This is a genomic window from Paenibacillus sp. N119s (genome assembly GCF_059447605.1).
Map to the genome: position 1 here is coordinate 20,133 of NZ_JCAJRU010000023.1, position 12,036 is coordinate 32,168.

A 12,036-nucleotide genomic window follows, 5' to 3' on the forward strand; every position below is an offset into this window, starting at 1 on the left:
AGGGGGTAACAGGAAAAACCAAAGTGTCCTACGAGGAGGCCCCTTTGGTTTTTCCTGATTTGAGTGCTTTACGTTCGTTCTGCTCCCACTGTCTTAATAATGGATATGGATCAAAGGACCAATCTGTCCAGCCATTGTCCCGGTATATACCATAATGCAGATGCGGTGGAAACTTGCCTTGGGTACCCGGTTTTCCATAGCCCGAGCTTCCTACCCAGCCAACCGTCTGACCCGGCGTAACGATATCTCCGTTATGAACGTTTTTATCAAAGCCGGAAAGGTGTGCATAGTAGTGATAGCGGTTGTTGAGATCACGAATCCCGATTCGCCAGCCTCCGAAGGGATTCCAGCCCTTTATTTCAACAACACCATAGCAAGTGCTGCGAACCGGAACTCCATAGCCAGCAAACAAATCAGTGCCCTCATGTATACGGTAACCGCCCCAACTGCGACGGCTTCCCCAAGTGCTGCGGTAGCTATAAATGCTGCTTAGAGGGAGCGGAAAAGCTTGTCTGACCAAATCAAGCTTGCCATACGTCTGATACAGCTTGGCAAACTGCTGAACTCTTTGAACCGCGCGGCTGTTATGGTAATATTCCCACACGGCAATACCAAATTCATCCTCGCTATTTCCATATTTACCGAGATAAGAAGCAATGCTGAACAGCAAATCCTTGTCATTATTGCGGTCGGCGATTCCATCGCCTGAGCCGTCCTGTCCCAGCCCGGAAAATAGTTCAATGGAATGTGGATTTTGGTCCTCCGAATCAGGGTTCAACAGACCGGACCATACCGGCCCCGTTACAAAAATACCTATGATCCGTTCTGCATGCTTGCGGTCTTTGGGATGAGCCACTGTAAGTGTGCGTTCATACTGGTCGATGGCAGCCAATCTATACCAAGGGATTCCCGTCAGGGCTTCGATGGATTGATATAAAGCAAGTCTGGACGTATATATTGAAGACGAAGCATGTGAAGCATCCCGATTCGTTGCTGTCAGGTTATTTCCGGCTGACGAGGACCTTGTATGCTCGGCAAAGGCATGGGCAGGAAGCGGACAGGCCGTTGTCAGGGTAGCTGCACATAATAGCAGCGATAACAGACGAACAGCGCGGACTGCCTGCGTAGGGTAAGGCACGTAAACCAACCTCCTCTAACAGGGTTTAACCGCCCGGCAAAATTTTTGACCCGTGTTCAATAGGGTAAATAGGGCGCTTTTGCTTAGATTGAGCCATCTCGGTCGCTTTTATCCATCTCAAGCGTTTACTTTTTTCGGCATCAATGTCATATCAAAAAGGGAACAATGAATGGAGGTTTTTCCATGGCTTTCATGCTATAATGTATGGCAATGACAGCTTAAGCTTATCAGAAAGAAGGTCTATTCATTGTCTAAAAAAGTGAAGGAAGCAAAGCCCGATTGGATTCGTATTAAACTTACGACAGGCGATAACTATCAGGAAATCAAGAGCATGATGCGTTCCAAGACATTACATACCGTATGTGAGGAGGCACGGTGCCCTAATATATATGAATGCTGGGCCAACAGGACAGCTACATTTATGATTTTGGGTGATATTTGTACGCGTGCGTGTCGTTTTTGCGCAGTAAATACGGGAATGCCTACGGAACTGGACTTGCAGGAGCCTGAACGCGTTGCGGAAGCGGCTGAGAACATGAATTTAAAACACTGTGTCGTAACCAGTGTGGCCCGCGATGATTTGAAAGACGGGGGCGCTACCATATTTGCAGAAACGGTTCGTGCGATTCGCCGCCGATTGCCTTTTTGCAGTGTAGAAGTATTGATTCCCGACTTTATGGGCGACCTTGAGTCGCTGCGAATCGTCATGGATGCCAAGCCAGATATTTTGAATCATAATATTGAAACGGTGGAGCGCATGTCCGACAAGGTTCGGGCTAAAGCAAAATACCACCGCTCTCTGGAACTGCTTCAACGTGCAAAGCAATTAAATCCGGCTATTCCAACGAAATCAAGCATCATGTTAGGTGTCGGAGAAGAGTGGGATGAAATCTTGCAAACCATGGATGATCTGCGCAAAGTCGATTGTGACATTATGACAATTGGTCAATACTTGCAGCCGTCCGAGAAACATTTATTTGTGCAAAAATATTATCCACCGGAAGATTTTGCGAAGTTAAAGGAAGAGGGATTACAACGAGGATTCAGCCACGTCGAATCCGGTCCAATGGTCCGCAGCTCCTACCAAGCGCATGAGCAGGTGAAGTCGGCCGCTCAGCATAAGGAAGAAAGCGCCCTTTCGCAGGCTTGATCCGGGAAAGGCGGTTAGAATAGCTTGTTTCAAATCGGTGGTAAAAACTATGAAGTGTTGCAGGATCACAAGAACGGGTGGAATCCCGAAGCCTTTCGTGATCGATATAGTGAAGTGTTGGATCGCTATGATTATATTATTGGCGATTGGGGATACAATCAGCTGCGTTTAAAGGGGTTTTATCGAGAAGGGCATCCTAAAGCCAATAAGGATACATCCATTGTGGTATTGGACGATTACATTAATGAATACTGTAATTTTGGTTGTGCCTATTTTGTGCTGCAAAAAAGCCGTGAAGTGGAAAATAAGAACGGTACCACTGATGACTTCGTTCCTCCTGATATCCAGCAGTTGGTAGATGCTCAAAGGGAACAAGCGTCAGAAGCCGAAGAGCGCCAAGAAGTACGGCAACCGACGACAGCTGGACAAACGGAATGGCCGCATCCGCAGCAGGATTCCACAGCTACAGAGGAGTCACGAGTCGAGCGGCCTATAGAAGCCCGCGAATTACGCGAGCTGCAACGCAGGGAACCGAAGGATGCTCAGGAAGTACGTGAACGGCAGCCGCATGAAGCTCGTGACAGTCGTCCATCCAGAGAAGGACGTGAAAGCAACCGGCAGCGTGAAGCACGTGATTCGCGCCAGTCAAAGGAACCGCGCGAAGCAAAGGATGGGCGAAGTTCGGGGGAAGGGCAGCAAGCCCGGGAACCACGGAGGCAGCGTAATTCACAAGGAAATTTCGATAAAAAGGAATCGCGTGGGCCACGTTATGATCGCCAACCAAAGGAAAACCGAGAGGGACGGCAAGTTCGTGTCTCGCGTGAACCTGAGGGTCAGCGTCAGACGCAAACAACAGCCAAAGCCGACAGAGCTGAAGGTAGCAAAAAAAATAAAACATTCCCATCTCCACAGCAAAACGGTTCCTGAATTTTCAGGAGCCGTTTTCTTTGTAAGTTTCTCTCAAGCCGCCGATCGTTTATGACCAACTTTTTGCATGTTTTAAAGTGAGGCTAATGTCCTCTCCCGATGAATTAAAAAAAGAGCCGAGGATCGGCTCTTTTACAGGCTCTAATTGAGAAAAGCGTTGCGTACCCGATCCCAAAAGGGGAAAGGACGGTAACGGGCGAAGCTGATTTTCTGGCTTGCTACCTGACATCGAACAGAGATTAAGTCATCCACAGGAAAGTTCAGGTGATCTACTGTCAGTAAAAGCCGCTGATCTTTCCGTGAAAAAATATCACAATGATGATGTTTTGGCAGTAGCAGTGGTGATCCCAATGTCCGATATACACGGTTATTAATGGAAGCGATCTCAGTCAATTGCAATGCTTCGATGGTAGGGTGAACCATAGCACCGCCAAGTGCTTTGTTATAGGCGGTCGTTCCTGAAGGGGTAGAAACACATATCCCATCACCACGGAACATTTCAAAGGTGATATCGTTAATATCTACTTGGGCAACGACCGTGCCATCTACCCCTTTTAACGTAAACTCATTCAAAGCAATATAAGAAGCATTGCCCGACTTCTTGTGAATTTCCAACTCAATCAGTGGATACTTAACGATTCTCGGGTTAAGCGGTCCCTCAGACCCGCTTTGGCTCATCAGGTCGATTAGCTCTTCCAGCTCGTCCGCACGCCAATCGGCGTAAAAGCCCAGATGACCGGTATGTACACCAACAAAGGCAATATCCGGAATGCGGTCAATGAAGGTATGAAACGCATGAAGCATCGTACCATCGCCTCCAATAGACACGACGATTTCCGGCGATTCGGCATCCAGCTTGAAATTCTTTTCTTGGGCAAGACGGTGAAATTGCTGACTCAAGTCCATGGAGTGCTGATCCCCGCGATCCAGAACATAATATCTCAAGATGAAAAGCTCCTTTGTCATGGGTATATACCGATCATAATCAATTATGAGCAAGAACACAATCGTTCATTGCCGGTGCGTTCCTTTCCATCGTATGAATAAGCGACTTGTACCCACGCTTAACCAGGAGAGAGCCAGCATTCCCGCCAGTATACAGGCAAGAAACCGTAGACTTTGCAGCAGTATGGCGGACGAGAAGCCAGGGGACCATGTGATATCGTGTATCGGAGAAAAAACAGGGGAGCTTCCCTGTCCCATTAATGGACGCCATAACACGAGAGCCAGCAGTGCGGAGATGACCCCGTGAGCAGCCCTGGCCAGTAAAAATGGCATGTAGCGGAGGTTCGTCATATTTAAAATGCTTGCAACCTGTGCATGAACCGATAGCCCGCCCCACGATAGAACAAATGCGGCTGCGGCTACCTTGAACGGTAAAGCCGCGGCTGCGGCTTCACCGGCAGCTTGCGCACCTAAAGTGACTTCAAAAATACCACCAACGATGGACTCTGTTAATGCAGGAGGAAGGCTACATGTAGTCAGTAGGCTTGCCGTAAGCAGATGAAGCCCGCTCATTAAGCCAGAGTTCGTCAAGGCTTCTAAAATAACGCAGAAGAATACAACCAGCCCTCCTACGACAATAATAAGGCGTAGGGACGAGGCAATCGCCTGACGAAGCAACTCACCCAATGGACGGCCATCTTCCAAACGTGCTGTATGCATGGCAGATAACGCTTGGCGAAGTGGTCCCGGCTGCTTATTACGAACCGCTGTTATTGTGTTATCAGACTTTGACCAGGTCTTCTGGGAGGTGTGAGAGCGTTCGCTGCGAGTATCGGATTTATCTGAACGGGAACCGTGGAAGCGCATGAGCAATCCGATGATGAGTACGCCACCGTAATGAGCTGCTCCGAGGACGAGTGCAATTTCAGGTTTATGGAAGAAACCGACAGAAACTGCACCGATCAAAAATATCGGATCAGAGGAGGTCGTAAACGCGACCAAGCGTTCTCCTTCAATGCGTGTGATCCATTTTTGCTCCCACAGCTTAGCGGTTAATTTGGCTCCAATCGGGTAACCGGATGCACAACTGACCGCAGCAACAAAACCTCCGCAGCCAGGTACACGGAATAGGGGTTGCATCAGCGGGTCCAGTAGCGCACCTATGAAATGAACAATTCCGAAACCGAGAAGAAGCTCGGAGATAACAAAAAACGGAAATAAAGACGGAAACAGCACATCCCACCAGATGGCAAGCCCGCGAAGCCCTGCATTCAAAGAAGATTGCGGATATGCGGCCATCAGTATGAATAGGAATAACAGTATAAGGATGAGCAAAGGAAGCGAGTAACGGCGGTACAGCGACATAGAGGCCCCTCCTTTGGAGTTGTACTATTATACCTATGTCGAGGATGGACAAAGAGTACAAGAAAAGTAAAGAAAACGATTACATGGAATGCTGTTTTTTTGTAAAGAGTATGTTAAAATAAAAAACAACGATTCCATAACCTTAAGGATGGAGTGATCAGGATGAGTATCGTTGCCGGTCTGTTTGTATGTGCTTTTGTGTATGTCATTCGTGCCTCTCTCGTCCATCCCGGTGAAGAGGATTGGCGGAGTTATTAGTGGGTATTCATGGAATAACAAAGCTATGTGTAGTGAGGCAAGTCTCTTCATATGTTAAATTGATAAAATGACGCTTATTTTTAGCGTCATTTTTTGTTTTTTGTTATAATACAAGTGTATATTTATTACCATAGCACAGAAAGTTGGAGGAAAAGTGAATCCTAGCCTGAGCATTTATGACAACCTTGGGGGTGCGGAAGGTATTCGTGCTATTATTGAGGCCTTCTACCCGAGAGTTTATAAAAATCCGTTGTTAAGTCCCCTGTTTCCTAAAGACATGGAGCCGGTCAAGGAAAAGCAGTTTATGTTCCTGAGCCAGTTTTTTGGAGGGCCGTCCCTCTTTTCTGATGCATATGGTCATCCGATGTTACGTGCCAGACATATGAAGTTTCCCGTGACAGAGGAGCGAGCAGAGGCATGGTTGTCTTGTATGGCAGATGCGTTAACGGATACGGGAATTGAAGAGCCGCTTCGTTCAATCATACTTAGTCGTTTGTCCGGTCCTGCGCATCATTTTGTAAATACCCCGTAAGCTTTCGGGGATTGCCGAATTTTGGAGAGGGTTGTAAAAACATTGGAACTTGAACCGTTATATCAGATCAAAATCGTCTGCCCGCAGTGCGAACAAGAATTTCAGACATCCCGTGTCAGACCAAGCCTAAAGAAGGCCATTCGTACTGATTCAGATTTTTGTGCTTATTATAAGAACGAAAATCCGGATTTTTATGTCGTGCGGGTCTGTCCTCATTGTGGATTTACCTCGACAGAACACTCTACCGCTCAGTTAAGCGATCAGCAAACCAAGCTATTTAAGGATAAAATTGGTAACCGCTGGCAGCCTCGCGAATATGGCGGGCATCGTAGCTGGGAAGAGGCATTAGAAACGTACAAATTGGGTTTACTTTGTGCGCAGGTCATCGGAGAAAAGGAACGCGTAGTAGCCAGTCTATTGCAGCATATTGCATGGATGTACAGATACCAGGGAAATGAGGAGCAGGAGCTTCGCTTTCTCAAATTTAGTTTGGATTCCTACGTTCGAGTCTATGAGTTGGAGGGCGTCGGCGCGAATAATGCCAAACTGCTTTATCTGATTGGTGAACTGCATCGACGTACAGGCGATTTTAATGAAGCAGTACGCTGGTTTTCGCGTGTCATTAATGACAAGAAAATTATGGATGCGGCGATGATAAGAGCTTCCCGTGAACAGTGGACCGTACTGCGTGAACAAATGCTGGCAAAGAATTACCAGCTACCTGAGGAAATGCAAAACGCAAGCTCCTCTTGAAGAAATAAAGGTGTGTACTATGACCGGTCCCGGTTCATGGTTCACACCTTGTTTGTAAAGCAAGTTATCTTATCCTGCAACTGTCTCATGAATTAATGACGGCGCAAGGTGGTATCTGACAGCAAATAATCGTCGTCACAATCCACCAAAGTAACCTTGTTGTGGCAGCATGGAAACACAAGCAGCTTTTTCATGCCTTCATGAATAAGCTTAAGCTCTTTGGGTTTCAGGGGCAGCAAGACGTTATCATGATTGCAAAACGGACAGGACTGTACATAAACATCCCCCATGACAATGTCATAAGGCCAGGTTTTATCAAAAGGAATCATGATTTGTCCGATTCTCCGCCGTTCGGGTCAGCAGCTTCTTCTTTAGCCAGTTCGGCCAGCTTTTGCATCAAAATGTGCTGGGGTGTATGCATAAGGTGTTCCAGCGGAATGCCGAGTTTTTCGGATAATTTCACAGCCGTTTCCGGCGAAATTTGTAAGGGTCTCATCTTGTTTTCCTCCTAATTGTAGTGATAGTACCATCACGCTGTAGCTTTATTGTATATGAAACCACATGAATTCGCCAAAAAAGAAAGGTGGAACTATTATGAAAACCCCGTTAAAGCAAACATGGGATCTGGAATCTATTTTTAGCGGAGGCTCCTCCTCCGCCTCATTTCACGCATTTTTGGATGAACTGGAGAGCAAGGTCCAACAGCTGCAATCCCAGCTTAAGGTAGCCAAAGTGCCTCAAACGGTGTTGGATACTGAGCGTCTGGATAGTGTTTTGAATAGCATACAGGAGCTGTTTAATGGGGCATCGCAGGCGGGTTCGTTTGTATCTTGTTTAACTGCTCAAAATCAGCATGACAAGCTGGCCGTTCAACTGGGAGCGCGTGTCAATTCTTTGTATGCCCAAGGGAAAAGTGCTTTAGTCGCTTTCCAGAACTTGCTGGCGCAAACCAGTGAAGACATTTGGCAGAAATGGATGGAGCGCGAAACGATCAAGCCAATTTCTTTTGTCCTGACCGAATACCGGAACGAAGCGCGTGAGAAAATGGCTCCTGAGCTGGAGAGCCTTGCACTTGATTTGGCAGTGGATGGATACCACGGTTGGGGTGACTTTTATGATACCATTGTCAAAAATATGACGATCCCTGTGCCTGAAAATGGAGAGATTGTACATTTGTCTGTAGGTCAGGCAGCTAATAAGCTGGATGAAGCAGATCGCAGCGTACGTAAAGATGTATTTGCACGTTGGGAAGCGGCATGGACTCAGGTCGAGGACTATTGTGCGGATACACTGAATCATCTGGCAGGCTTCCGTCTCAAGCTATATGAAAACCGAGGCTGGACAGACGTGCTCAAGGAACCGCTGGAAATCAGCCGTATGTCAGCCCAAACGTTGGATACGATGTGGCAGGTGATTAATGAAACCAAGCCGATTGTAGTCAAATATCTGGAGCGGAAAGCCAAACTGCTGGGCTTAGAGAAACTGTCCTGGCATGACATTGAAGCTCCGCTGGGAGCATCGACCACTAAAATCCCTTACGACGATGCAGCCGTAACAATTGTTGAGCAGTTCGGTAAATTTAGCTCAAGAATGGCAGACTTTGCCCAAATGGCTTTTGAGAAAAGCTGGATCGAAGCAGAGGATCGTCCGGGCAAACGTCCAGGTGGATTTTGTACATCTCTGCGTCTAAGCAAAGAAACCCGAATTTTTATGACCTATGCCGGATCACCGTCCAACGTTTCGACACTGGCCCATGAGCTCGGACACGGTTATCATCAGCATGTGATGAATGAATTGCATCCATTAAATCAAAATTATGCGATGAACGTGGCTGAGACAGCATCGACGCTGGCGGAACTTATCGTATCCGATGCTTTGCTGGAAGCTGCCGAGGGCCAGGAGAAGGTAGCTTTGTTGGAGGATAAAATTCAGCGTGGTGTAGCCTTCTTTATGAACATTCATGCCCGTTTCCTGTTTGAAACCCGTTTTTATGAACTGCGAAAAAAAGGTGTGGTAGGAGCACAGCAATTAAGCGAACTGATGGAACAAGCGCAGCGTGAAGCGTTTTGTGGGGTTCTGGATGAGGCTCATCCTCATTTTTGGGCTTCCAAGCTGCACTTCTATATTACAGACACTCCTTTCTACAACTTCCCATACACATTTGGGTATATGTTCAGTGCAGGGATTTACGCTTTTGCGAAGGAAAATCCAGATGGATTTGCCGATCAATATGATGCTTTACTGCGTGATACAGGTCGCATGACAGTAGAAGAACTGGCCTCCAAGCACTTGGGTACCGATTTGACACAGGCTGACTTCTGGCGTAATGCTGCGCAAGTTACTGTTCAGGATATTGAGCAATTTTTGCAAATGACCCAATAATGAAGTTACATTTTAAAAGGTCTCCCGTAAGGGGGGCCTTTTTTGTAATGTTTGCAGAGGATGATGAATAAAGTCACAAAATGTCGAAGTATAAATGACACTACCTGTTAGCGAAATTTAAAATGATGGATATACTTAGAAAATAGTTATAAATACCCAAATATGTTGATTTTGATTGTAAGCTTAAAAAACTTCGCATATAATTGAGTCGTAAGACCTATTAAATATTTTTAAATAAGCACATAGGAGGGTTTTTATGATGGGTGAAGTAGGTCAATTGTCGTTAGCGAGGCAGATGGATATCGTTTTTAAAGAAATGGATCATGAACTGGCGGGTTTATCGTCAGGCATCGTATTTGTACAAATACGAAACAATGTAGTTGGGAAATTTGGGATTCGGCATAATCCAATTGCAGGTAAAGGCGGCACATTTGCAGCAGTAGAACCAGGCTTATCTGCACAGCATCGGGAAGAGTTTCGGCGTATGGCCCTGGAAACACTAAATCACAAGCGCAGCTGGACTCATGGTGAGATTGCTTTCGATTTTGCCGTCAGACAAGGGACGATCTTGGTAGATGCAACCTTAGAATCCAACTACAACATGGCGAATCTCATGATCCGCTATAACAAGCCTACATATCGCGCGGCTAAATCTGAATAATCATTAAAAGAGCAAAGTAAAGAGCGGTCTTCATATGAAGACCGCCTTTGTTATATACCCGTTATAACGTATTTTGTTAAATTACGATAACGGAATGCTCATGTGGAATAATGACGCTTATTGACCTGAACGACCGGATAATTGCTGTTCGGCCAGCTGTACTAAGCGTTTAGTGATATAGCCTCCCAGAGAACCAGCTTCACGGGACGGCATATCACCATAGTAACCGTCTGCCGGAATGGTGATGCCCAGTTCTTGTGCAGCTTCATATTTCAATTGTTGCAGTGCGTTGTTGGCTTGAGGAACAACCAGAGTATTGCTGCGACGTCCTCTGCCTTGGTTGGATTCATACATGTGTAGTCACCTCCTTCGGCTGTGATGAGGTTAGTATGCGACAGAGATATGAAAATATGCGCCGAAGGAAGAAAAGTGACTATAGGAAGATTAAGGATGTACGATATGAATCTGAGTGTTGAGGTCGATGGATTGTTGCGGCTCCAGACGAATTAATCCGGCTTCCCCGACAGGATCGGAGAAATGGGGAGCATCGGGCAGCCAAGTATAAGGCTCGATGCAGAAATACTGATCACATTCACCTTTAGTATATAATACCCAATACTTAAAATATTGCTCATCTGCGGTATAGCGGATTTGATAGCCATCATCACGAGTCAAAATAGCCTCAGCTGGCCCTTCCGTTGCTCGCAGCAGCGTATCTAAATTGGTCCCTTTCAGAGATAGACCTGAGGGAAGCTGCTCTAAACGATCTAAAGAAGTAATGACACCTGTAGGCAATTGCTCAGCATCCTGCTCGTATACTCCATTCACTGGCAGCTTCAAGCGCCAACGCTCAGGCTCTCCATCCACCATAAACCAAGTGTGGTAGCCCAAGCCGAAGGGTGCTGTTTTTTCACCTAGATTTGTCACACGCAGTGTTTGACTTAATACGGTGCCTTGCAAACGATATGTCATTTCAAGCCGCAAAGGAATGGGGTATTGTTCCATCCAGTGTGGATCGCTTTCAGTCAGAAGCTCGGTTGTTACACTGCAACCTTCTTCATCCTCTTCAATATCGCTGCAACACCAGGATTGATTGCGGTGCAGACCGTGTATATGATTGTCATTGGCTGTATTACGGTCGAATTGATAGGGGACACCGTCAAACTCAAATTGTCCTTTGCGAATTCGTCCTGGAGGAATCAAAATAGGTAAGCCAAAATGATATGGCTTTTGTAAATAAAATGCCAATTCTTCCTCGCCAGGCCGACGTACGATCTCCCGGTTCAGCTTCAGATCACGCACGGAGATAATATTATTCCCCAGACGAGGGATCATTGTAACTTCCAATTCACCACTATGTAAAACATACGTGTCGTAACCGTTCCAGTGTTCTTTGGTCACTTGTTTCATATCCATGCTCCTTTGTCCACTATAATCGGTTGAAGCTTCGTGTCATTATGATAACAGATTTTTGACCATATGGCACAATCGTCATTTGACAATAATAGTATGCGGAATTATCATTAATGTAGCTTAGAAAGAAATGACATGGATAACACGATGATGAGGACAAGTAAGCTTTTGCATTAGCTCTTCAGAAAGCCGGTGGTGGATGAGAACCGGTGAGCCTGCACTGCTGAATGGACCTTGGAGTGCCGCACAGAACAGGAGTTTACTTTCCTCAGTATGACGGCCGATTGCTCCTCGTTAACGGAGCTTTAAGATTGCAGGCGGCCACGGAATAGCTCCGACGACTAACAGGCTGGCGCAATGAATAAGGGTGGTACCACGGTCTCGCGTCCCTTGAGGATGCGGGGCCTTTTTGCGTTCTAAAATATTGGAAAAAACGGAGGAGAAAAAGATGAAAACTGTACTTTCAGGTATTCAGCCTAGTGGACAACTTACATTGGGCAATTACATCGGCG

The 12,036-nt window shown here is 46.4% G+C and carries 13 protein-coding genes and 1 other annotated feature; of the genes, 6 read left to right on the forward strand and 7 right to left on the reverse strand.

Annotated elements, in window-relative coordinates; all coding sequences use genetic code 11:
- Positions 1 to 28: 28 nt before the first annotated feature.
- Positions 29 to 1,138: a M23 family metallopeptidase gene (locus AC5V8P_RS05175; RefSeq protein WP_063209604.1), complete on the reverse strand. Its 1,110-nt coding sequence runs from the start codon at positions 1,136 to 1,138 to the stop codon at positions 29 to 31.
- A gap of 247 nt (positions 1,139 to 1,385) precedes the next feature.
- On the opposite strand from AC5V8P_RS05175, the gene lipA reads away from it, so the two are divergent.
- Together lipA and AC5V8P_RS05185 are read left to right on the forward strand one after the other, a co-directional pair.
- The gene (gene lipA, locus AC5V8P_RS05180; RefSeq protein ID WP_063209602.1) at positions 1,386 to 2,288 is read left to right on the forward strand and encodes a lipoyl synthase; all 903 of its coding nucleotides are present in this window, start codon (positions 1,386 to 1,388) and stop codon (positions 2,286 to 2,288) included.
- Between the two features lie 24 nt (positions 2,289 to 2,312).
- The gene (locus AC5V8P_RS05185; protein ID WP_064798016.1) at positions 2,313 to 3,215 is read left to right on the forward strand and encodes a YutD family protein; all 903 of its coding nucleotides are present in this window, start codon (positions 2,313 to 2,315) and stop codon (positions 3,213 to 3,215) included.
- A gap of 141 nt (positions 3,216 to 3,356) precedes the next feature.
- Here AC5V8P_RS05185 and AC5V8P_RS05190 read toward each other — a convergent pair whose 3' ends face one another.
- A complete protein-coding gene (locus tag AC5V8P_RS05190) occupies positions 3,357 to 4,160 on the reverse strand; it encodes an NAD kinase (protein WP_063209597.1) in 804 nt (267 codons plus the stop codon).
- Positions 4,161 to 4,226: 66 nt separating this feature from the next.
- A complete protein-coding gene (ylbJ, locus tag AC5V8P_RS05195) occupies positions 4,227 to 5,525 on the reverse strand; it encodes a sporulation integral membrane protein YlbJ (protein WP_064798017.1) in 1,299 nt (432 codons plus the stop codon).
- Between the two features lie 412 nt (positions 5,526 to 5,937).
- On the opposite strand from ylbJ, the gene AC5V8P_RS05200 reads away from it, so the two are divergent.
- Together AC5V8P_RS05200 and AC5V8P_RS05205 are read left to right on the forward strand one after the other, a co-directional pair.
- Positions 5,938 to 6,315 carry a globin domain-containing protein gene (locus AC5V8P_RS05200; protein ID WP_063209594.1) on the forward strand — a complete coding sequence of 126 codons (378 nt, stop codon included), beginning with the start codon at positions 5,938 to 5,940 and terminating at the stop codon, positions 6,313 to 6,315.
- A 42-nt stretch (positions 6,316 to 6,357) separates the two neighbouring features.
- Positions 6,358 to 7,068, forward strand: a complete 711-nt coding sequence (locus tag AC5V8P_RS05205) for a DUF2225 domain-containing protein (protein ID WP_196771900.1) — start codon at positions 6,358 to 6,360, stop codon at positions 7,066 to 7,068.
- A gap of 92 nt (positions 7,069 to 7,160) precedes the next feature.
- Here the strand turns inward: AC5V8P_RS05205 and AC5V8P_RS05210 are convergent, their stop codons facing one another.
- Positions 7,161 to 7,397, reverse strand: coding sequence for a hypothetical protein (locus AC5V8P_RS05210; protein WP_063209590.1), 237 nt, complete (start codon positions 7,395 to 7,397; stop codon positions 7,161 to 7,163).
- On the reverse strand, positions 7,394 to 7,564 hold the full coding sequence (locus tag AC5V8P_RS05215) for a YycC family protein (RefSeq protein WP_081276877.1): 171 nt from the start codon (positions 7,562 to 7,564) through the stop codon (positions 7,394 to 7,396). The genes AC5V8P_RS05210 and AC5V8P_RS05215 overlap by 4 nt, the downstream gene beginning before the upstream one ends.
- A 98-nt stretch (positions 7,565 to 7,662) precedes the next feature.
- On the opposite strand from AC5V8P_RS05215, the gene AC5V8P_RS05220 reads away from it, so the two are divergent.
- Positions 7,663 to 9,450 (forward strand): M3 family oligoendopeptidase, encoded by a 1,788-nt coding sequence (locus tag AC5V8P_RS05220; protein ID WP_063209587.1) that lies wholly within the window; start codon positions 7,663 to 7,665, stop codon positions 9,448 to 9,450.
- Between the two features lie 259 nt (positions 9,451 to 9,709).
- Positions 9,710 to 10,111, forward strand: a complete 402-nt coding sequence (locus AC5V8P_RS05225; protein WP_064798019.1) for a hypothetical protein — start codon at positions 9,710 to 9,712, stop codon at positions 10,109 to 10,111.
- A gap of 117 nt (positions 10,112 to 10,228) precedes the next feature.
- On the opposite strand, the gene AC5V8P_RS05230 is transcribed toward AC5V8P_RS05225, so the two are convergent.
- Complete coding sequence (locus AC5V8P_RS05230) at positions 10,229 to 10,465, reverse strand: alpha/beta-type small acid-soluble spore protein (protein WP_063209584.1); 237 nt, start codon at positions 10,463 to 10,465, stop codon at positions 10,229 to 10,231.
- A 90-nt stretch (positions 10,466 to 10,555) separates the two neighbouring features.
- Positions 10,556 to 11,521 carry an aldose 1-epimerase gene (locus AC5V8P_RS05235; protein WP_064798020.1) on the reverse strand — a complete coding sequence of 322 codons (966 nt, stop codon included), beginning with the start codon at positions 11,519 to 11,521 and terminating at the stop codon, positions 10,556 to 10,558.
- Positions 11,522 to 11,662: 141 nt separating this feature from the next.
- Positions 11,663 to 11,918 (forward strand) — a binding site (T-box leader).
- The last annotated feature ends 118 nt before the right edge of the window (positions 11,919 to 12,036 follow it).